Source organism: Veillonella sp. (assembly GCF_018381775.1).
In the GTDB taxonomy this organism is placed as follows: Bacteria; Bacillota; Negativicutes; order Veillonellales; family Veillonellaceae; genus Veillonella.
This window is the reverse complement of the sequence record NZ_JAGZRH010000010.1, coordinates 77,619-98,520: the sequence shown is the minus strand read 5'-3', so window position 1 is coordinate 98,520 and position 20,902 is coordinate 77,619. Positions and strand designations below refer to the sequence as shown.

20 protein-coding genes are annotated in these 20,902 nt (G+C 39.5%); 3 read left to right on the top strand and 17 right to left on the bottom strand.

Features of this window, described 5'->3' with window-relative positions; translation table 11 throughout:
* Positions 1–169: 169 nt before the first annotated feature.
* From KH109_RS07450 to KH109_RS07400, 11 genes are all read right to left on the bottom strand, one after another.
* A complete protein-coding gene (locus tag KH109_RS07450) occupies positions 170–1,234 on the bottom strand; it encodes an ATP-binding protein (RefSeq protein ID WP_295217732.1) in 1,065 nt (354 codons plus the stop codon).
* Positions 1,235–1,604: 370 nt separating this feature from the next.
* Positions 1,605–2,753 carry a glycoside hydrolase family 3 N-terminal domain-containing protein gene (locus KH109_RS07445; protein ID WP_295217722.1) on the bottom strand — a complete coding sequence of 383 codons (1,149 nt, stop codon included), beginning with the start codon at positions 2,751–2,753 and terminating at the stop codon, positions 1,605–1,607.
* A gap of 394 nt (positions 2,754–3,147) precedes the next feature.
* On the bottom strand, positions 3,148–4,578 hold the full coding sequence (locus tag KH109_RS07440) for a [FeFe] hydrogenase, group A (RefSeq protein ID WP_295217714.1): 1,431 nt from the start codon (positions 4,576–4,578) through the stop codon (positions 3,148–3,150).
* Positions 4,579–4,931: 353 nt separating this feature from the next.
* Positions 4,932–5,306 carry a hypothetical protein gene (locus tag KH109_RS07435; protein WP_295217709.1) on the bottom strand — a complete coding sequence of 125 codons (375 nt, stop codon included), beginning with the start codon at positions 5,304–5,306 and terminating at the stop codon, positions 4,932–4,934.
* Positions 5,307–5,674: 368 nt separating this feature from the next.
* The gene (locus KH109_RS07430; RefSeq protein ID WP_295217702.1) at positions 5,675–6,040 is read right to left on the bottom strand and encodes a hypothetical protein; all 366 of its coding nucleotides are present in this window, start codon (positions 6,038–6,040) and stop codon (positions 5,675–5,677) included.
* 354 nt (positions 6,041–6,394) lie between these two features.
* Complete coding sequence (locus KH109_RS07425) at positions 6,395–6,766, bottom strand: hypothetical protein (RefSeq protein ID WP_105093777.1); 372 nt, start codon at positions 6,764–6,766, stop codon at positions 6,395–6,397.
* A gap of 173 nt (positions 6,767–6,939) precedes the next feature.
* Positions 6,940–9,414, bottom strand: a complete 2,475-nt coding sequence (gene gyrA / locus KH109_RS07420; RefSeq protein ID WP_295217685.1) for a DNA gyrase subunit A — start codon at positions 9,412–9,414, stop codon at positions 6,940–6,942.
* An 87-nt stretch (positions 9,415–9,501) separates the two neighbouring features.
* Entirely contained in the window at positions 9,502–10,506 is a 1,005-nt protein-coding gene (locus tag KH109_RS07415) for a virulence RhuM family protein (protein ID WP_295217673.1), read from the bottom strand.
* A gap of 64 nt (positions 10,507–10,570) precedes the next feature.
* The gene (locus KH109_RS07410; RefSeq protein WP_295217661.1) at positions 10,571–10,747 is read right to left on the bottom strand and encodes a hypothetical protein; all 177 of its coding nucleotides are present in this window, start codon (positions 10,745–10,747) and stop codon (positions 10,571–10,573) included.
* Positions 10,748–10,926: 179 nt separating this feature from the next.
* Positions 10,927–12,087 carry a DNA/RNA nuclease SfsA gene (gene sfsA / locus KH109_RS07405; RefSeq protein WP_295217653.1) on the bottom strand — a complete coding sequence of 387 codons (1,161 nt, stop codon included), beginning with the start codon at positions 12,085–12,087 and terminating at the stop codon, positions 10,927–10,929.
* A 161-nt stretch (positions 12,088–12,248) separates the two neighbouring features.
* Positions 12,249–13,112: a HigA family addiction module antitoxin gene (locus KH109_RS07400; protein ID WP_295217648.1), complete on the bottom strand. Its 864-nt coding sequence runs from the start codon at positions 13,110–13,112 to the stop codon at positions 12,249–12,251.
* 532 nt (positions 13,113–13,644) lie between these two features.
* On the opposite strand from KH109_RS07400, the gene KH109_RS07395 reads away from it, so the two are divergent.
* The 3 genes from KH109_RS07395 to KH109_RS07385 all read left to right on the top strand — a co-directional run bounded on the left by KH109_RS07395 (position 13,645) and on the right by KH109_RS07385 (position 15,821).
* Positions 13,645–14,601, top strand: a complete 957-nt coding sequence (locus KH109_RS07395; RefSeq protein WP_060924850.1) for a DUF1858 domain-containing protein — start codon at positions 13,645–13,647, stop codon at positions 14,599–14,601.
* A 1-nt stretch (position 14,602) separates the two neighbouring features.
* The gene (locus KH109_RS07390; RefSeq protein ID WP_295217622.1) at positions 14,603–15,268 is read left to right on the top strand and encodes a hypothetical protein; all 666 of its coding nucleotides are present in this window, start codon (positions 14,603–14,605) and stop codon (positions 15,266–15,268) included.
* Between the two features lie 265 nt (positions 15,269–15,533).
* Positions 15,534–15,821, top strand: coding sequence for a Cro/Cl family transcriptional regulator (locus KH109_RS07385; RefSeq protein WP_009351598.1), 288 nt, complete (start codon positions 15,534–15,536; stop codon positions 15,819–15,821).
* 122 nt (positions 15,822–15,943) lie between these two features.
* On the opposite strand, the gene KH109_RS07380 is transcribed toward KH109_RS07385, so the two are convergent.
* From KH109_RS07380 to KH109_RS07355, 6 genes are all read right to left on the bottom strand, one after another.
* The gene (locus KH109_RS07380; protein WP_295217613.1) at positions 15,944–16,465 is read right to left on the bottom strand and encodes a nitroreductase family protein; all 522 of its coding nucleotides are present in this window, start codon (positions 16,463–16,465) and stop codon (positions 15,944–15,946) included.
* An 86-nt stretch (positions 16,466–16,551) separates the two neighbouring features.
* Positions 16,552–17,568 (bottom strand): Abi family protein, encoded by a 1,017-nt coding sequence (locus tag KH109_RS07375; protein WP_295217607.1) that lies wholly within the window; start codon positions 17,566–17,568, stop codon positions 16,552–16,554.
* 296 nt (positions 17,569–17,864) lie between these two features.
* Entirely contained in the window at positions 17,865–18,323 is a 459-nt protein-coding gene (locus KH109_RS07370; RefSeq protein ID WP_060924853.1) for an OmpH family outer membrane protein, read from the bottom strand.
* 259 nt (positions 18,324–18,582) lie between these two features.
* Entirely contained in the window at positions 18,583–18,960 is a 378-nt protein-coding gene (locus tag KH109_RS07365; protein ID WP_005384862.1) for a spore germination protein GerW family protein, read from the bottom strand.
* Between the two features lie 155 nt (positions 18,961–19,115).
* Positions 19,116–20,255 carry a hypothetical protein gene (locus KH109_RS07360; protein ID WP_295217597.1) on the bottom strand — a complete coding sequence of 380 codons (1,140 nt, stop codon included), beginning with the start codon at positions 20,253–20,255 and terminating at the stop codon, positions 19,116–19,118.
* Positions 20,256–20,284: 29 nt separating this feature from the next.
* Positions 20,285–20,863, bottom strand: a complete 579-nt coding sequence (locus KH109_RS07355) for a cob(I)yrinic acid a,c-diamide adenosyltransferase (RefSeq protein ID WP_060924854.1) — start codon at positions 20,861–20,863, stop codon at positions 20,285–20,287.
* Between the last annotated feature and the right edge of the window lie 39 nt (positions 20,864–20,902).

Below are 20,902 nucleotides of genomic sequence, written 5' to 3'. Positions count from 1 at the left end.
ATAAGATTTTACAAATCTAATTTTCTTGGTGTTTCTTATATTTTAAAGGGACTGCAACTAGAATGCGGTAAAACCGCATTCTGTTACAGCCCCTTTTATAAGAGGAATATAGTACTATCATTGGGTAATAGTACGCAATCAAAGATTGGCAAATATAATCAATCTTGGATTAGATAGCAATGCACGCCGCTTGCACAAAGTCTTTAAGCTGCGGTTTTACATGTGTGTGGTACACATCAGCGCCGTTACCGCGCACGATGTCGCCCCAGTATTTATACACATAGCGGTACCAGAAATGGAACATGCTATTGGTAAAGTGGTAGTCTGCGTATTTCGCAGGTCCACGGCTATTGGCTTGAATGCGACCTACGAGCCCCATGGACATAAGATCGTTCAAACGAGATGTAAAGGTGCCGCTTTTAATTTGGCTTGCTTGTAAAAGCTCCACGTAGTATGGTCTTTCAAGGGTAGCAAGGCCAGACAAGATAGCATTAGCACCTGTTATATTTTTCATATCTCGATGTAAGATATGCTGTGTCTCTTCAAATAGAGCGCCTGATACGGAGAAGAACAAATTAATGATATTCGTATCAATGCTTTCACCATTATCAAAGTACTGCACGTACGCAGGCAAACCGCCTGTTACGGCGAATACAGTGCGCAAATCGTCCTTAGCATAGTGAAGTCCCAAGGATTTCATATCCACCAAGGAGAATGGTTTCACCTCAAAGTATTCGGACACGAACGGACCGATGAGGCTGCGCTCGCCAATGATGCGGCCATCCAGCTGTTCTAGGCCATTTGCAAACAAAATGATGTTTAAATGGCTCGTATCTTTATAAGTATCTAATAAATCACGCAAGTGAATAGGGAATTGCGGCACAGCCTCCACCAAGGAAGGATAGTCATCAATCACCACGGTTTGCGGAGTTTTCACACTGCTTTCAAAAAGCCCTACAAAGGCTTGGTGCAAGCTATCTATCGGCTCGAACTTGTCCTGAGCATCAGTCGGAACAAAACGTGCCTCAAGAGCTCTATTCATATCAGCCACATGGACTGATTCATTGGCCATGCGCCCCGCCAAATACAACGCCTTATGACGGCGTACAAGCTGCGAAGCCACATAGGATTTACCACTGCGATGAGGACCGTACACAACACACAAGCTCATATTGCCCTCAGCGATACGGGACTGGATACTCTCTATAATCTCAGCACGTCCCACAAAATTCATATACTCTCACCTCCAACTGTCTATGGAGATTATTATATCATAAATTTAAATCATTTTTAAACTTATTTTCATATTATTAACATGACTTTTGATTATGTTAAATTTTTTACGCATAAAATATACTTATTTTATGGTTTATTTTTTACCCATTCGATTGTGAAACCCCTTATATTTACTGTATTCTTATAGATCTATCCTCGTCACACCAACATACAATATTCCGTATATAATCTTTTTTTATAATCAACACATATAAAAAGACGTGCCTACCATAAGGTATAGCACGTCATATGACTCGTATGTAATAAGGATATTTATATAGTCGTTTCTTTATTGTTATAGTTGTTTCTTTATTGTTGTAGTTATTTTTTTATTGTTGTATTTGAGTTTGCATCTTCATAAGCAAAATATGCTTAACCGCATCATTGAGTCGGTCATTTGAAATAGTTCCGTTCGCCACCGCTTGCGTAAGTGCGCGATGGACTTCATCGATGTGACCCGTATCTGCATCAAGGAGGACGAGGTCACTACCTGCTACGATGGAATTAACTGCAAAGTCCCCTATCTTTTGGTTTGCTTGCAATGCCCCTACATCGACACGGTCGGTCATAACCACGCCGTTATAGCCTATCTCGTGTCGTAGCCAGTCCGTTATGATTGCTTTCGAGTTACTCGCTAGGTGTTCATTATCGATGGCAGGGATTTGCACATGGCTTATGACGAGCATGTACGTATTCGCTGTCGTCTGTGTAATGAGGCGTTTAAATACGGACACATCGTTGTTATTTAGGTAGGCCTTCGCATCATTAGCAGTCTCAAAGGATGCATCACCAAGGCTCACTGTTGGGAAGTAGTTATAGCCAAACCACATGTGGTTGATTTGGTAACGCTCCGCCATAGCTAGGTCCATATATCCTGCCCAAGTCGGATCAGATGTATAGGACACATTTGGCACCCCTAGGTTTGCATTCGGTCCCACGATGAGGTTAAAGCCCATATCGTGCATTTCGATGGCCGATCGAGTCGCCAAATTGATGATCCGTTCCATCGGTAGTTGCCCCCAACGATTTGGCTCTGGCAAGCGCAAGAAACTTTCATTCGTACGCAACACCTTATCCCGATTGATGCCGATGTATGGCGTCACCATACTCGCCGTTGTAGCCGTTTGCATGATATCGCTGGTAAAAGCTTTCACTTGATTTTTATTATGTAGATTTTCATTAGTTAGCATAACGCCGCTCACACGATATTTCCTGATGACATCCTTTTGGGACTGTCCTATCGTACTGCCATGAAGGCTAATCATCATCAGCTGGCCTATCTTGTCCTCTTGAGACATAGCCCCAAGCCAGGTGTTCACCTTTTCTGAAACAGGCTTATCTGATTGCATGACGGCCCGATACGATACAGTTCGTACCTCTTCCTGCTCTGCCTGACTCTCATGTTGGCATCCCGCAGTACCGATGGCGGCGACTATTAAGGCCATGCCACATAAGGCACGCCGTAAAAACAAGTTCATCTCTCCACAAAACTCCTTGCTGAACTCTCTTACACATTACTTATCTATATATTATACACTATATAATTCATCTTTTCCTCATATAAAAGCTGATTTTCTATACTAATTTATCATAATAAAGTTATAAAGTAATTGTAAGTATTGATATACGAGGTACTCAATCGTCATGAATCCATAATAAGGATAAACATAAAAATCCTACGAATCGCATGTAAGGTGACACTCAGTAGTCAATATCTACACAAGTATCAAGTCACTCATGACCCGTAGGATTTATGTATGTTCAGTTAGTTACCCATATACTAGTCTAATCACGCCAATGTATAGATGTTCGTATCGGCAGGTTACATTCGAAACGACTCGTACTGACCGAATTAGCTACATGATAATACAATTAGCCCTTATATTTAGGGGATGTTGGGCATGTTTCAGGTGTTACGTCTTTGCGATCACCAAGAACCGCGCTGCGGTCTGTGTAATGTGTATGCAAGAGTTCATGTGCCTTATGGCCCAATGGTTCACCCAAGAAGTCTTTGTATAAAGCTTGGATTTCTGGGTTTTCATAGGAAGCAACCCATTTGTAGTTCGCATCAGCTTCGTAAAGACCGCCAATACGAGCTTCCTTAGTTTTCACAGCTTGAGGCAATTTAGTGCGCGGTTGACCGCCGCCACCAATACAGCCACCTGGGCAAGCCATAACTTCGATGAAGTCATAGTGTTTACCGCTATCTTTCAAAGCATTAAGGAAGTCACGTGTGTTTTTACCGCCATGTACTACAGCAACAGACAAGGTTACATCATCACCTAGTTGAACAGTAGCCTCTTTAACGCCTTCCATACCACGAACATCTTCGAGGTGTGTCAATGCATATGGAGGTGGCTCTTTATCAGTGATAAGCTTGTATGCTGTACGCATAGCTGCTTCCATAACACCGCCAGTGTTACCGAAGATGATGGAGGCCCCAGTTTCCATACCGATTAAGTCATCAAATTGGGATTCTTCAATGGCATTGAAGTCTAGGTTTTCCTCTTGAATCCAACGGATGAACTCACGAGTTGTGATGGAAATATCTGTATCCATGCCAAGGGATTCATCATTATGGTAACGAGCCGCTGCATTTTCTTCTTCCCGTTTTGTTTCTGCTTTTTTAGCAGTACAAGGATTTACAGATACGGACACGATGTTGCTAGGATTAATGCCTTTCTTCTCAGCAAAATAAGTTTTAATCATAGCGGCTTCCATAGCGATACAAGAACGTGTGGAAGACAAGTTAGGAATCAACTCAGGGAAGTAGATTTCCGCAAAGCGTACCCACGCTGGGCAGCAGCTTGTGAACTGAGGAATTTGACCACCATTTTTAAGGCGTTCTACAAGCTCAGATGCTTCTTCCATAATTGTTAAGTCTGCACCAAAGTTAGTGTCTACTACATAGTCTGCACCTAATGCACGCAATGCACCAACCATTTTACCTTCAAGGAATGTACCTGGTTCATAACCGAAGCCTTCTCCGATAGCTACACGAACAGCTGGAGCTGTTTGAATAACCACGATTTTCTCAGGATCTGCAAGAGCTGCTTTCACCTTTTCAAGCTCAGATTTAGCATGCATAGAGTCGAATGGACATGCAGCCGCACATTGACCACAGTGGATACATACAGGCACATCGCCATTTGCATCGAGATCGTAGTAGTCGAGTACGCTCATTACGTCCGCACAAGCGCGACGGCATAACGTACAGTTTTTACACTTAGAAATGTCGTGATAAATGGATGGATTGTCGAGCGCAATCGGCACGCGTTTATCGATAAATTCGTATTGAGACATGAGGACCTCCTCTAACAAACTAGAACTATCAAACCTTTAAAAGAAGTAAGCCAAACTACAGAGCACTATGCTCAAGGCGCACTTCCACATCTTACCTTTAGTATACGCTATAGTGAAAGTTTATACTATGTAGAAATGTCACACTTTTTTGCAAAAAATGTGCAATATTGTTCCCATTGTACCACGAATGGATAAATAATTCACCAATTTTTAGGGAATTGAAAGTTAACGCATAGTTTCTTTACTTAAATACTCAAAATACATAGGATTGTTACACAAAAAAACGCACGCCCTCAAATGAGAACGTGCGTATGTAGGCTTTCACCAAAAATCATAATCCTCGGAGGATTAGATTATTTGTCACCCCAGATAAGTGTGTACACAGCATATGCAGGAGTACCTTGTTCAACCTTACGGCTATCTTTATTAGGTTTTTCCTCTTTCACAACATAACCTTGTGGATTGTAAAGAGTAACCTTAATATCTTTTACTTCCCGTTTTTTGTGATTGAACTCTTCAGTTACGATGTAATGATAACCTTCGTAATCCATAGCTTTGATATCCAAAACAGCTTTTTTGTCATCTTTTTTAACAGAATCATTATCGATAGACCAAGTAATACCATTGCTATCAGTACCAACAGTATACCAATTTGCTGCATCAACACTACCGATGCCACCAATCAATAAAGCGCCTGCTGCTAAAACAGCTGCCAATGTTTTTTTCATATGTTTACCTCTCGATTTAAATACAAGAATACGAAATCTAGTATATTCGATAAAACTAAATATTTTATGAAAGACAAACGTGCTCAACCTTTATAAATTTCATTGATAATCCCTTACCGTACTCTCTAATCCCTTATATTCTGCCATAAAATAAGGGAATAATTTATTCCCCTACGTAGTTTTGAGTAAATTTAATCATACGTGCAGAAATAGTTCTATCTCTTTGAGACCGACTCTCCCGAAACGCCGTTTTGGACACATTTCCTCATCAAGGAATGAGAAAACGGGTGAATATATCTCATAGGACGACTTAGCTCGCTTTGGAGGACGTAGAGATATATCCCGTTTTCTAAAACTAAAGAGGAAATTTACCAAATCAAGTGATACACGTGATCTAAATTACTTCCTTCTTGTATTTGTACTTTTGTATTTGCTAATGTTTCAGAACCAATCATATAGCCTTGTGGATTATATGTTGTAACATCAATAAGCTGCACTGTTTTATCAGCGCGATTGAATGTCATCGTATAAATAGAATGATCTCCATTAGGATCTACAATCTTTAAGCGCAATGTAGCTTGAGCATCATTTTTATTAACAGAATCATTATCGATGTAACCAGTACGACCGGCTTGATCTGTTTCTAATGCATACCAACTTTCAGCATGAGATACACCCACACCAGCGCTAAATAACAAACCGGCTACTGCTAAACAAGCAAACCATTTCTTCATAACTATTCTCTCCTGACTATAAAATTCAAATAACTATGCAATCTGCATACCATAAATTCCCTACGCCTTCATTATAACACCATAATTGCATATTACTAATAAAAACTCTATTAAATGCATAAATTATATAGAACCCTAAGGAACGTCTAGCGAGGCCCCTATGGACTTTAAATAATCCAACGTATTTGATGGCTGATATTCGCCCTGTAAGATTGGTAAGAAAATAGAAAGCCCCGAACTGTTCTGAAAACGACTTAGTTCACTATGGAGGCTTTCAGAATAGTTCGGGGCTACTTATACGTTCTGAATATCTAACTAGACAGAGCGAATATCAGCTTCTATTAAATTGTTGGATTATTTACCCCATAGGGCCTGCATAACTTCCGCGCCCATGGTATCATCTTCAATTTTTGTAGGTTTTTGTGCTTCTTTGCTAGACAATAACGCTACGCCTGCAGCACTGTATACTGTTGTATCAAGTTCTGTCCATGTTTTTTCTTTACGATCAATGCGTACTGTGTAAATGTATGTGAAACCTTCTACATTGTTAATTTTAACAAGTACTGTTGCCGCATCATCTGTTTTATATACAGAAGAGTTGTCGATGAACCACGCTGCATCATCAGCATCAGCATCGATATAGTACCAATCAGCGGCACTCGCTTGGCCAAAGCCACCTACAAAGAAAACCCCTGCTGCAAACATAGCAGCTAACCATTTTTTCATTTCTAACTCCTTAACGCTAGAGACGACCATCTAAGATGGCCGCCCATAGTTACTTACATATTTGTATCTTAATTACTTCATTATATGACTTATAGTATGCTCTAGCTCATTAGCTTATTAGTTTATTTAGCTCGTTAGCTTATGAACTTATGAGCTTAATGTTCTTCAGCTTATTATTCTTCAGTTACGTCTTCTTCGATTTCAGAACCTGGAATAACAGCAATGCTAGCTACTTTATCACCTTCGTCGAGGTTTTGTGTTTTCACACCAGAAATAGCTTTGCCTTTTTTAACAGCAATATCGTTCATATTGAAGCGAATAATCTTACCTTGTTCAGAGATAAGCATTACTTCGTCATCGTTATGAACAACCTCTACGGATACTACGTCCCCAGTTTTGTTCGTAATCTTGAAGTTCTTAGAGCCTTTACCACCGCGTTTTTGCAATGTGTAAGCTTCCGCATCATTGCGCTTACCGAAACCTTCTTCGGAGATAGTGAACACTTGTGCTTCGCTTTCATCAGCATTAAGAACACCCGCGCCTACAACCACGTCGCCTGCATTGAGTTTAATGCCGCGCACGCCGTGAGCTGCACGTTTCATAAGACGAACATCATTTTCACTGAAACGAATAGCGATACCCAATTTAGTACCAATCAAGATGTCTTGGTTACCAGTCGTTACGTTGACGGAAATCAAGTGATCCCCTTCGTCGAGGTTGATAGCATTGAGACCAGAACGACGAATGTTGCGATATTCTTCGATAGCTGTACGTTTAACAACGCCAAACTCAGTTACCATGAATAAGTTTACATCTTCTTGAACGCGTTCAAGGTCGATCATAGTCGTAACGGATTCGCCTACAGCCAATGGCAATACGTTAACCATAGCAGTACCGCGAGAATTACGGGAACCTGCTTCTGGCACTTCGTATGCTTTGAGGCGGTATGTACGGCCTGTGGACGTGAAGAATAGCAATGTATTATGCGTGCGAACATGCATAATTTGCGTTACATAGTCGTCTTCCTTCGTCTTCATGCCGATAACGCCAGCGCCACCTTTATGTTGGTTGCGATATACGTTCGCGTTCATCCGTTTGATATAACCTTGTTTAGTCAAGGTAATAACCATCTCTTCATCAGCGATGAGGTCCTCTACATCAAGATCAGACGTATCGATTGTGATTTCAGAACGACGAGGGTCGCCGTATTTCTTCTTCATATCTTCTAGTTCGTCTTTGATGATTTGACGTTGACGCGCTTCGCTAGCCAAGATAGCTTTCAAGTCTTCGATCAATGCCAACAATTCCTTGTATTCCTCTTCGATTTTTTCGCGTTCCAAACCTGTTAAACGGCGCAAACGCATGTCGAGGATGGCTACTGCTTGTTTTTCTGAAAGCCCGAATTTTTGCATCAATGCGTTACGTGCAATTTCGTCAGTTTGAGAACTGCGGATTGTAGCGATAACTTCATCGATGTGGTCAAGGGCGATCAATAAGCCTTCCAAGATGTGTGCACGCGCTTCAGCTTTGTTAAGCTCGAATTGAGTGCGGCGTACGATTACATTGAGACGATGATCTAAGTAGTAACCCAATACTTCTTTCAAATTCAATACGCGAGGATGACCGTCTACGAGAGCCAACATAATCACGCCGAAAGATTCTTGAAGTTGAGTGTGTTTATATAATTTGTTAAGAACGATATCTGGTTGCACGTCAGCGCGCAATTCGATAACGATGCGCATACCTTGACGGTCAGATTCGTCGCGAAGTGCTGTGATGCCATCAATAACCTTATCGCGGCTCAAGTTCGCAATCGTTTCAATAACGCGAGCCTTGTTAACTTGGTATGGGATTTCAGTCACTACGATTTTATGCTTGCCCTTCGCCATTTCTTCAATGGTTGCACGAGCGCGCATTTTTACGCTACCACGACCTGTTGAGTATGCTTTTTTAATGCCTTCCCGGCCCAAAATGAGCGCCCCAGTCGGGAAGTCTGGACCTTTGATTTGCGTCATCAATTCGTCCACAGTTACATCTGGATTATCGATGAGCATGGTAAGGCCATTACATACCTCGTTAAGGTTATGCGGCGGAATATTTGTCGCCATCCCTACGGCGATACCGCTGGAACCATTGATGAGAAGATTTGGAATCTTCGCTGGCAATACAGTAGGTTCTTGCAAGCTTTCATCATAGTTCGGCATGAAATCAACAGTTTCCTTGTCAATATCAGCGAGCATTTCTTGCGTAATTTTCGCCATACGTACTTCGGTATAACGCATCGCAGCGGCACTATCACCGTCGATGGAACCAAAGTTACCGTGGCCGTCTACCAAGAGGTAGCGCGTATTGAAATCTTGCGCTAAACGAACCGTTGCGTCGTAAACGGATCTATCACCATGTGGATGGTACTTACCAAGTACGTCACCGACGATACGAGCGGATTTCTTGTACGGTTTATTTGGCGTCATGCCTGTTTCGTGCATCGCGTACAAAATACGACGATGTACTGGTTTCAAGCCATCGCGCACATCTGGAAGAGCACGCATTACGATTACGGACATTGCATAATCGATATAGGCGTTCTTCATTTCTTTATCAATCTGAACGGGATGAATATTCCCGTGGGACCATTGTTGGTCTGCCACAATCTCACCTCATTTTACTAACACTGATTATAATACATCATAATATTATAGCATTTTTAAGGGATAAAGGCTATAAACCCTTTATTATTAACTATGTTCTTTCACAAACTTATCAAAATCAGAAATTACTTTCTGTTGTGTATTAAACGTTTTATATTCACTAACAGCTTTCTTCTGTGCTTGTGTCATAGAAATAAGTCCTTTGTTTGTTAGGATTTGATACTCATTAAAGTCTAAAAACTTATCTACACTTTCAATAAACGCTTTCATAGTAAATGTTTCACGTCGTTCAATAATACGTTCTATATAATCAAAAAATGAGGATACCATTCGCTCAAGTTGTTCAATCTCTTCAACAGATAAATAATTTTTTGCTACGATTACATCCTTCTTATAAATCCGCCCTTCCGGTCCAGATTCCCACGTAGTCAATCCCATATGATCCTTTGTAGCATCTGCATGACTATGAATGATCTCTGCAGCAGTTTGACCAGTAATAGCATAATGAAACTTATTCTGTATCGTTCCAAAAAATTCTCTAGTAATAGGTGATTGTGCATCATAATCGATTGCACACGCAGCAAATATATCTGTTACTTGTTGATATATGCGTCGTTCACTAGCGCGAATTGAGCGGACTCTTCGTAGCAATTCTTTAAAATAATCTTGTCCAAATGAACGTCCATTCTTTAGCATAACATCATCAAGAGCAAAACCTTTGATAATATATTCCCGTAAAACTCCTGTCGCCCAAATTCGAAATTGAGTTGCCTTTTTGCTATTTACTCGATAACCTACCGCAATGATAGCATCAAGATTATAAAAATCTATTACCCGTTTAACAGTACGAGTTCCTTCTATTTGAACTTGTTCCATTTTGGAACAAGTTCCTAGCTTTTCTAATTCGCCGTCAGAATAAATATTATTTAAATGCTTGGATATAGCCTGTGGATTAACATCAAATAGTTTTGATATATCTTTTTGTGTCATCCAAAATGTTTCATCTTTGAATAGAACATTCGTAGAAACAGATTCATTCTCTGCTTGATATACAATCACATTTCCTGTAATCGCATTTTCTAAAGATGTCATATAATTCCCCTCTATATTTATATCTCATTTTATTTCATACTTATAAACTATTTCTGCTTCTTATTTAATGAACTGCATGATATATCATATGGTCCAAGACCTTAACAAAGTCTCGTTCCACACCTGAAGTATCATTACCAGTACTGCCAATGCCTGTTAGCATCGTTTCTTTCCAATCATTCTTTGCCTTAAATCTAAATGAGATCAAATACTTAGCTTTTGTTTTATCCGCCTCTCCCAATTAGGGGCCTCGCCCCATGCGAAAGGAAAAGTGCTTTTGTTGTTGGGACTAGTCCACATATAGGGTTGTAAAAAAGTTAGACACTTATGAATGAGCGACTTAGGTCACTATGGAGCGAAGGAATAAGTGTCTAACTTTTTTAACTAGTAAACCACTATGTGACGGGGCCCCAACAATAATCACTTAACTAGCGCATCCAACATATTCATGCGATAATCTTCCACCACATTCATAAAGGATTGATTATGTATCGGATTTTCCGTCATCCCAAATAGGTGGCTTTTACAGTCACAATCAGAGGATCCAAATTTAGGCACGTCCCATTCGGCAACGCCACGGACCGCATCAGCGAGAGCACATTCCGCATCAGCCCAGCTAGTACGAATCGGCAGACCTGCTATCATTTCGCAGTGACCGCGGAAGTAATCTAGATGCCAGTGCATTTTCTTCCGTTTTCGTTTATGGCGCTCAATGCGCTTCGTTAAATTCGCCTTCGCAGAGCCTACGTACATATAGTAGCCCGCCTTGAAATGCATCATTCCTTTAGAGCCGATCTCAAGGTCTAAATCATGGTCGAGATGCATGACCATTACGTACACGCCACTATCGTGAGCCTCTGTGTCGAGAATGCTACTCGGATAGGAACATTCATGGGTTACAGTGGGCATGGTAAAAGTATCATCCCACGCCACCGCAACGGCTTTCCAGTCTAAAGAAGATGCTACCTCTTTAAAGGTTTTCGCAAACTCCAAATCTGTATGGTAGTCTGGCAAGAACCACTGCGCTCTATCCCATTGTACGAGGAATAGAACACCTGTGTGGTAGCCTTCGTTTTGCAATTCTTTCAAATGCAATAAATGCTTGCGCCCTCGTTCTGTAATAGCATCAGGGAACATAGCACCCGTCTTGGAGAATAGCGTACAAGACTTAACCTCTAACAGGAACTCATCACCTTTATCATTGGTGAGGAGCAAGTCAAAGCGAGATGATGTACCGTGTAGTTTAACTGTATATTCACGTCGTACAACGCGCCACTCCTCCCATCCAGGGATGAGTTTATTTTCAATCAAATGCTGCGCTACATCATTGCTGTAGTTGGTGTCGAGCATAATCACGACGCCATCGCGCTCGATGCCGACCACGCGATATTTCGTTTTTGCATCCGGTTTATCATGAGGCACGATGTACATCGTTACACCCGTAAATAAGAGCTCCCACATACGACCAGGATTTGGCAAATGAGCGAGCACGCTTTCACCATTTAAATCTAAAGTCACCACAAAACGGTTCGGGCGACCTGTATATTTCGCTTTTAAAATTGTATCGTAAAGGACTTTCATTGTATCTCCTATATCAATAATATTCTATATGTCTATTATACGCTATTTTGTTACAGGATGAGAGTCCTACGGATTGTACTTTGAAAGTCCTTACAAATTGCATGATGAATGCCCTAAGAAAAGCCTAAGAAGTAACACCTTACCTATTTACAAAATCTGAATTAATAATTCACCACGGTTACAGGATCATTGTTGCGATATTTCCGATTACTGTGTGGAAAGTCTCGTTCTACCAAATTATGTAAAGCCTGGTCTAATAAATTCCAAAAATCATCAGAATCTTCCGTTGGTATACCAAGAACAATGGAGTTTCCTTTGGAATAGGTAATACATGTAGAGGTTATGTTATCAAGAATTGGCAAATATACAATAATTACGCCACATGCTGCTAGCATATCCTTGAGAGGCTCTTTCACACCGATTAAAGGTTCACTAGAAAGGTCCTTAATTTTTGGTATAAATTTTCTTAATAACTCCGCATCGTAAGGATTGACCTCTACAAAACGACCCTGTCCTTTTGTGATTTGTACTAGTATATAAATGGCACTCTTTTTAGCTGGTTCCATATCCTTAATATTTTCATATACTAAGGGCATAATCATGTCATTAGCTACATTTTTTAAAGAAGCTACCTCAAAAAACTTCTGTAGATTATTGACTTGTTCAGCTACCTTTTTCGTTTCTGGAACGATACCCAAACGTGCAAGCTTAGCATAACCAAAGGGCTTAGCGAAATTAATTTCTTCATCAATGGAGTTTTCATACTCCACTTTTAATATCTTTTCTCTGTAATTAGCTTCTAGACCATTCCAAAAACTTGCCTCTACACCAAATACCCGTTCAAGACGCATTGCCACATCCTGCGTTAGTGGTACTTCTCCATTAATGAGCTTACTAATGTGTTTCTCACTCATGTCCATTCGTGTAGCTAATTCTTTTTGGGACATATGTCTATCTTCTAAAACCTCTTTTATTGTCATTCCAGGCGGTATAGCAATAAAAGTTTTACTCTCATATATCTTCATATGTATATCTCCTATACTAATGATAATCAATAATTTCTTGAATCTCTACTACGTGAAACAGCCCATCAACATGTCACCGACTCTCTCAAATCATAGTGAATGGTTGATACAATATAAATGGCCATTTATAATAATTTACCTAGTAGGTTAATTCTATTATACTCTCTCAAATACAAATGTAAATATACAATTTACCAATTAGGTAAATTATTTTATAACATCTAGTATTATAAATCATATATGCTATTAATAATTAATATTGAAATTTTTCATTTTTGTAGCTTAGGTTACATTATTACGTGTTAAAATAGTTTATACTAGGAACATCAGGTCAGTATTTAATACCCGTACTGATCGTTACGCCGGGTTTTGGTGAGGCATCGCCTAGTTGATCTCATCACGCTGTTCGTATACGTGCGAAGCTTTCACAAAACCCAACGGCGTATATAGATTACAAACAAAGAATCACATAGATTAACTAAGTAGTTTTAGCCACTATTCTCCGCAGAGAGGGCTCGAGAAAGGATTTAACATGGCACAAATTGCAGCAAATTTACAACGCATTAAAAACGGTCAACGCCGTTATGCAATTACACCTCGCGTTCCTGCAGGTTTCATTCAACCTGAACAATTACAAAAATATATCGACGTAGCTAATGAGTTCGGCGCCGTTCTTAAATTGACTGGCAGCCAACGCATTATGATTACGAATTTGAAAGCAGAAGACGTAGATAAAGCTTGGGAGATGCTTGGCATGGAGCCAGCGTACACTGTATCTAATCGCGTGCGCAGCGTAAAAATCTGCCCAGGTACTACATTCTGTAAACGTGCTAAACAAGATAGCGTACATCTTGGCATGCAAATTGAGCGCAAATATTTGTCTCAAGAAATGCCAAGCAAAATGAAAATCGGCGTGTCCGGTTGTCTTAACTCTTGTACTGAAAGCCGCATGAAAGATGTTGGTATTATCGGTACTGTAGAGGGCTGGAACGTATACGCTGGCGGTAGCGGTGGTGCTCATCCACGCATTGGCGACCTCATCGCTGAAGTAACAACTGAAAAAGAAGCTCTTGCATTAGTAGATCGTATCATTGCATACTATAAAGAAAATGCACAAATCGAGCGCATGGGCGAATTCATTGACCGCATTGGTTTAGAGGCTTTCAAAGCAGCTGTATTGGGCGACCTTGAAGGTGCTCCAGCTGAAAGCAAATCCGACGAACCAGCTGTGTTCTTGCCTGGTCATGGTAACGATCCTGAACCAGAAGCACCACGCCTCGAAGAAGGTGCCCCTATTACACCAGATACAATCATTCGCGATATCGTAGATACCTATCCAAATGTAGTACCTGTGTTACAAAGCATCGGCATGGGTTGCCTTGGTTGCCCATCTTCTACAGCTGAACCATTATGGCAAGCTGCAGAAATTCACGGTGTTAATGTATACGATTTAGTTCAAAAATTAGAAACAGCACGAAAAGGAGCTTAATATGTCCGCATTCTTAGGTCACATCCATTACTGGTTATATCGTAAAATTCAATTGCTCGTTGAGCGTGAAAACTTGATTTTAGAAAAAACAACTAAAGTTGTTGATGATTTGGCAGAGGAATTGCACTCCATCTCCGTAGATACTTACGGTGAGCCAATCAACCCAAGTATTCCACTTGAAAACATCATCGATCATGGTAATATCCATGGCTGGTTGTCCAACCAAATTAACATCGCATCTGTTCGCGAAGCAGCTTTCATCAAAGATTTGCTCGACACTAACTCCGGCGACGAAGCGGTGAACGTAGTAACAGCTATTCTTGATGCGTTTGCTGTACAAGGCCAAGCATGTGGCGTTGTGGCGCAAGACAGCCTTGAAGAGCACACTGCACCAGCTATTTACAATGCACTTCAAAACTTCTACGTAAATGGCATGCCTTGCGATGGTGGTGACCAAGTTGTTTCTGAAAGCCCTGACGAATTCACATGGGTTGGCGATCACAGATTACAAGCAGGCTACTGGCGTACAGCAGGCGTTGATCCTAAATTCATGGCACTTGCGTACCAAACATGGTTCGAAGCCTTTGTAAAAGCGGTAGATCCTAACTTTGAACTTGTAACGACTGAAGAAAACGGCACACGCTTATATACAATTAAGAAAAAATAAATAATAAATACATAACATTTCGTTTGTTTATAGACTATAAACGAACGAAAACGGGCGTAAAAACGAACGTAAATATTTTCGTTCGTTTTTGCGCCCATTTTAAATCTATATTTAATATATATTTCTTTCAAAACTGTAGCTATAGGCACAGCATTGATAAGCAATATCATTTATAATATAGACATAAGGTAATTACATAAGTTCATTTAATTAAGTAATAGCGTCAGCTTTCAGAACATAAAAAGCTAGAATTAGGAGGTCTATTATGGCAGGCACAGTTAATCAAGAGTTAGGTTTATTATTCCAAGGTCCTAACTATGTAATCGTAAAAAAAGGCGGCAAAGCTGGTGAACAAGTTGAAAAACACAACCACCCAGAAGCAAATGTCATCTTTACAGTAGTAAAAGGTAAAGTACAAGTATTCCTTAACGAAACTGAAGAACATGTACTTGTACCAGGCCAAGTATTAGAATTCAACGGCGACAACTACATCCAAGCAACACTTGTTGAAGACAGCGAATTCGTAGTAAATCTTATCCACAAACCAGAATAAATACTAACAGAACCTACAAACACTATTAGAAAAGGCGGTTAATCGTAATTGATTAACCGCCTTTTTTGTATTACTTAAATTCTGTAGTGCTTACATTTTATAGAGCTTACATTTTGAAGAAATTAAAAGGAGTTATAGATTGTAAAGTCACTTACATCAGCTCGTTTTGTATGGCCCGGGGCAGGTACGCAATCGGGATGAGGATAACCGATTGGGAATATCGCTACAGGTATGATGTTATCAGGCAAAGCATAGGCTGCCCGTACTTTACGGGGATCAAAATGAGCAATCCAAGTTGTTCCTAGACCTATATCTGCCACGGTAAACATGAGGTGAGAACCTACAATACTTGCGTCTACAACGCCCATATCCGCATCATCGTATTCCCGTTTCCAACTCACTGTATTATCATAACAAACAATAATTGCCATCGGCGTATTGAAGTGGCCATTCGTGCAGTCTTTTAGTTTATTAAGACTATCTGTCGTATTCAGCACAAGTAAGCGTTGCGGCTGATAATTATGAGCCGTAGGTGCTAATCTCGCTGCCTCTAACAAGATATCTAATTTCTCTTGCTCAACGAGCTTCGTATCAAATTTTCGAACTGAATACCGCTCTGTGGCTAATGCTTTAAAATCTTTCATTAGATCTCACTCCTTAATGATACATCAAGCATCCTATTTTAATCGAAAAATACTAAAATCTACCAATTATAAGTTTTTAGTATTATTTATTTAATTGATTTATATATAATTTCGAGTCTATCAATAAAATCTATAGGAATCTGTGTAGCTTCTTTATATTTGTTTTTTAACTCATTAATTAAGTCTGCAATATGCTTTGAATCATCATCTTCACTAATTTCTGGCTTAAAAATACTTCTACATTCAGCTATAAGGGAACTAACAAGTAACTTATCATTTAATAATAATGCAGTCATAATTAATACACCATAAATTCCTTTTAATGACTTCTTATCTTTATTTGTAATCTCACCTTTTTCACGCTTAAGTACACCATTGGGGACGATAGTATATAATATATTACCGGGTATATTATATACAGTTCGACAACCAAAGAAATTTAAGCTATGAGCTGCACAATTACGGAAACGACGAATTGCTTCTAATGTATTAATTAATAACTCTATTTTATCTTTATATGTAATCAAATTAGTAGGAAGTAAAAGATTAGCAACTTCTCTTTTATGCTTTGTGCTTAACAATCTAAATATATTAATAGCACTACCAAAAGAAATATTTTTAAATAAAATCCAAGGCGGTACATGATTATGGTGTTTTAGATAATATTTAGTAGGTTGTTTAGCACTACTAATATCGAGTTGTTTATTAACTTCTTGTTTTACATTAGAAAAACTTAGATGTTTTACCTGCCTTTTATAGTGTCTAGCATGTAAATAATCATCTTGATGTACCCCTAAATAGTTTGATATTACATAAGAAAGTCTTGTCTTAAATAACGTTTCAATCATTAGGCTATATTTCATGGTTACAGATTGAAGCCCTTTATCTATAAAAGAAAAAATATAAATATCTTCTAGTTGTACATTAGACTTAAACCTATCATTCGAAGACATGAATACAGACTTATATCCGTTAATTAAATCATAATACGAAGATGTCATAATAAGGCGTTTTGCTCTATCTCTATTAGAAATAATAAGATTACGAGATTCTAATAAATCTAGTTGCTTATCTATATCTAGAAATGGTTTATCAAAAGCCATAATTAATACTCCTATATAAATAAAAAAGGCACTATCTACAGATAGCGCCTTAGTGACCAACGCCCTTAGCGTTGAAGTCTATTCACTATCTATAGTATATCATAATTAATGAATATCTCAAGACATAGGAACATAACTAAATTGCATCATGACGATTAATTTAAGAACTATATTGCTATAATTGCAATAAGATATATTACGCTTTTAATGTTTATAATTCGCTATATAAATTAAAAAGTCCTTTAAACTAAAAGACCTCTAGTTGATTTTTCAACTAGAGGTCGATTATTTATATATTATTTTTTAAGACGGCTAATTACTTCGTTAGTAATGTTTTCGATTTTGCTGTTAGCGTCAGCCGCACGGATTGTGTATGGATCATCCAATACTACATCCATTTTTTTCTCAACGCGAATAGTTTCAACTGCATTGTGAATTGCTTGCATCATAGGTTGAGCAATTTTGTTGATTTCATCGTTTTCTTTTTGAAGCAATGGAGCTACGGATTTATTGAATTCAGCTTCTGCTTGAGTTTGATCTTGAATTTTTTCAATTTCTTGTACTTTTTTCTCAATTTGTGGACGGTATTGAGCGTCTACTTGTTGCATTTTCATATCTAATGCACCATAGCCAGGGTAGCTATTTACTACTTGGCTCATATTTACTAAGCCAATGTTAGCAGCACTTGCTACTGCAGCAGTAGCAGACATAGCACCAACGATAGCTAGGGTAGTTAATTTTTTAGATAATTTCATCTGAAATCCTCCTCGAAATAAAAGTGTCACTATACAATCCAATAGTGTACTATTTTTACTATAACAAATCTCGCTAACTTTCACAAGACTATGTTACATAGCATAATAAAGCCCTATGAAATGCTTATGAAAGTCTATAGAAGTTAAAATAATACCCACAAGTATACTCTGAAGCTATAATAGCAGTCGCTACGGACATATTCAGAGCACACATGTGGGTATTACGGCTTTCACCTAGTATTTATAATTCGACATCGAATTATTGTTCATCGTTCAAATAAATGTATTTATCGGATTTCAATTTGGACACGAGGTCAGGCACCAAACCGATAAGACGATCGAAGCTGCTGCTGTAAGGGTTGCCTTTAATGTTGAACAACTCAATGCGTTCGCCTTTAATAACGAGGATAGCGCTTGGTTCCATTTTGGCACCGCCGCCACCGCCGCCACATTCGTGGTTTTTATTAGCAGTATTATGGTTTGTACCAGTACCGAAACCAAATGTTACGTCTACGAATGGAACAAGTGTAGTATCGCCGATTTGCACAGCTTCGCCTACTACAGTTTCCACCTTAATCATATTTTTGAATTTCTCGAATAGGACTTCCAAATTCTCTTTTACATTACTGTTTTCCATCACAGTACCTCCGCTTTTTGTGAAAGTATCATTGCTGTACGTTCAATACTTAGGTTTTTATACTATGTATTTACTTCTATATGACATATACATTATTTGTAGACCTTATATATTGTCTTAATACAGCTCATTTACTTAGTTGACTTAATATATCCTTACGCTGTTTGACCTTGTTCGGCTTTCAACTTTTCTAACTGCTTAGATTCCTTCCGTTTCACCCAGAAGACGCGAGCACTTTCACCCAATAGGGAACGCATTGGTTTAGATAATAAGAATCTTGTACCATGCCAAGCCATGACAGCTAAAATGATGCGCCCTTTAATATGACCACTACCTTCACCGGCCCAATTTACATAATCGAGCTCGATGTTCTCAGCTTGTTCAGGCCAAATGCTGTACAGCATAGATGCGATAATCCCCATACGATATGGGTCACCAACACCAAATCGACCTTCTATGGCCACATCCCGTGGTTTAGAGTGGTCATAACATCGCTTCGAAACAAGGAATAGCTGGTGCCATAATTCTGTATTTTGTACATGTTTCATGAACCAGAATGTAGGAATTTTAGACTTAAATGATGCTACCGGATCGTTTGGATCTGGTTTTTCAAAACGATGTTTAACCGTCGTTTTGAGGTCTTTCACCTTCGTAAATACCTTTTCCTTGATAGAACCGTCACTGTTGAAAGTAACGCGGCTCACTGTTTCGTCATCGCTTTTAATATGGGATGTTGGATCTTGCTGAATTGAGTCATACCGGTCAGCACGAGCCTGTGCATCCATATCCTTAGAAGCTTGTTCAGGACGTTCAATGCGTTCATTTGGATTTTGAGATTTACCGGCCCCTGGTGATTCTTCATCATCAAAGGTAGCGTCAGAACGTTGAGAGCTCTTCAAATCTTCAAAGCTAGTGCCACTAGAGCTTGCAGAAGGGCCTTGTCCACCCCCTTGCATCGCCTTAGCAAAGGCCTCTGCTTGTGACATATCATCGTCTTCGTCCACAACTTTTTGGTATTCTTCGTCAACGCGATTTTCAAGCCATTCTTCATAGTCTTTCACAGGACCAATCTTGAGCATACCCAAAATATATAATTCCTTAAAAAATGGTTTGTCCTGCAAATATGCTAGATGCAGTGAAAATACACGCCACAGCCATTTGACGCGCACCTCGCCTCGATATGGCGAGCGTCCGTTAATTTCGATGCTATATGTGATTGGTGTCAGTAGGATAATCAAGATGAGTGCTGCAATGATGGCCACAATAACGAGGGCCACAATAGCCAATGTACTCAACCACATCACCTCCTTAGGTGTACCTATGATTAGTTTTCAATACCTTTTCGAGCCATTACGCCTTGAAGGTAGTAATGTTTAACCTCTTTCATTTCCGTTACAAGGTCTGCCTCGTCGATTAATTCTTGAGGAGCCCCACGGCCCGTAAATACGAGTTCCGTTTCTGGATGACGAGCATCGAGCAAAGCCTTTGTTTTATCCCATGTAATAAGTTCAAAGAAGAGCGCCATGTTGTATTCATCAAGAACGACGAGATCGTACTCCCCACTGCTAATAGCAGCCAGTGCGCGTTCGTAGCCTTTTTCAATGAGCGCTACATAGTCTTTTGGCGGATTACCGGATTCAAAGACAACGACTTCATCGCCCCATTTAGCGAGTTCATCCTTGCTTTTCATCCCTTCTTTGATGATAAAGAATGGTTTGCCCACGGTTTCTAAGGTTAAATTCTGTAAGGTAGGTAAAATAGTATGTTCACTATATACTTTAGATTTCATAAATTGCAAAAAGAGGACTTTCTTGCCAGCACCGATGGCACGGATTGCTAAACCGATAGCAGCGGTCGTTTTGCCCTTGCCTTCGCCGGTATAAACTTGTACATAGGCCTTCATAGATATACCTCCGTTCATATACTTTTATTTTACAATATA

What these genes read in the sequence shown, in the direction of transcription:
- KH109_RS07450 (WP_295217732.1), bottom strand. Translation starts at nt 1,234, where the DNA reads ATGAATTTTGTGGGACGTGCTGAGATTATAGAGAGTATCCAGTCCCGT.
- KH109_RS07445 (WP_295217722.1), bottom strand. Translation starts at nt 2,753, where the DNA reads ATGAACTTGTTTTTACGGCGTGCCTTATGTGGCATGGCCTTAATAGTC.
- KH109_RS07440 (WP_295217714.1), bottom strand. Translation starts at nt 4,578, where the DNA reads ATGTCTCAATACGAATTTATCGATAAACGCGTGCCGATTGCGCTCGAC.
- KH109_RS07435 (WP_295217709.1), bottom strand. Translation starts at nt 5,306, where the DNA reads ATGAAAAAAACATTGGCAGCTGTTTTAGCAGCAGGCGCTTTATTGATT.
- KH109_RS07430 (WP_295217702.1), bottom strand. Translation starts at nt 6,040, where the DNA reads ATGAAGAAATGGTTTGCTTGTTTAGCAGTAGCCGGTTTGTTATTTAGC.
- KH109_RS07425 (WP_105093777.1), bottom strand. Translation starts at nt 6,766, where the DNA reads ATGAAAAAATGGTTAGCTGCTATGTTTGCAGCAGGGGTTTTCTTTGTA.
- KH109_RS07415 (WP_295217673.1), bottom strand. Translation starts at nt 10,506, where the DNA reads ATGACATCTTTAGAAAATGCGATTACAGGAAATGTGATTGTATATCAA.
- sfsA (WP_295217653.1), bottom strand. Translation starts at nt 12,087, where the DNA reads ATGAAAGTCCTTTACGATACAATTTTAAAAGCGAAATATACAGGTCGC.
- KH109_RS07400 (WP_295217648.1), bottom strand. Translation starts at nt 13,112, where the DNA reads ATGAAGATATATGAGAGTAAAACTTTTATTGCTATACCGCCTGGAATG.
- KH109_RS07395 (WP_060924850.1), top strand. Translation starts at nt 13,645, where the DNA reads ATGGCACAAATTGCAGCAAATTTACAACGCATTAAAAACGGTCAACGC.
- KH109_RS07390 (WP_295217622.1), top strand. Translation starts at nt 14,603, where the DNA reads ATGTCCGCATTCTTAGGTCACATCCATTACTGGTTATATCGTAAAATT.
- KH109_RS07385 (WP_009351598.1), top strand. Translation starts at nt 15,534, where the DNA reads ATGGCAGGCACAGTTAATCAAGAGTTAGGTTTATTATTCCAAGGTCCT.
- KH109_RS07380 (WP_295217613.1), bottom strand. Translation starts at nt 16,465, where the DNA reads ATGAAAGATTTTAAAGCATTAGCCACAGAGCGGTATTCAGTTCGAAAA.
- KH109_RS07375 (WP_295217607.1), bottom strand. Translation starts at nt 17,568, where the DNA reads ATGGCTTTTGATAAACCATTTCTAGATATAGATAAGCAACTAGATTTA.
- KH109_RS07370 (WP_060924853.1), bottom strand. Translation starts at nt 18,323, where the DNA reads ATGAAATTATCTAAAAAATTAACTACCCTAGCTATCGTTGGTGCTATG.
- KH109_RS07365 (WP_005384862.1), bottom strand. Translation starts at nt 18,960, where the DNA reads ATGGAAAACAGTAATGTAAAAGAGAATTTGGAAGTCCTATTCGAGAAA.
- KH109_RS07355 (WP_060924854.1), bottom strand. Translation starts at nt 20,863, where the DNA reads ATGAAGGCCTATGTACAAGTTTATACCGGCGAAGGCAAGGGCAAAACG.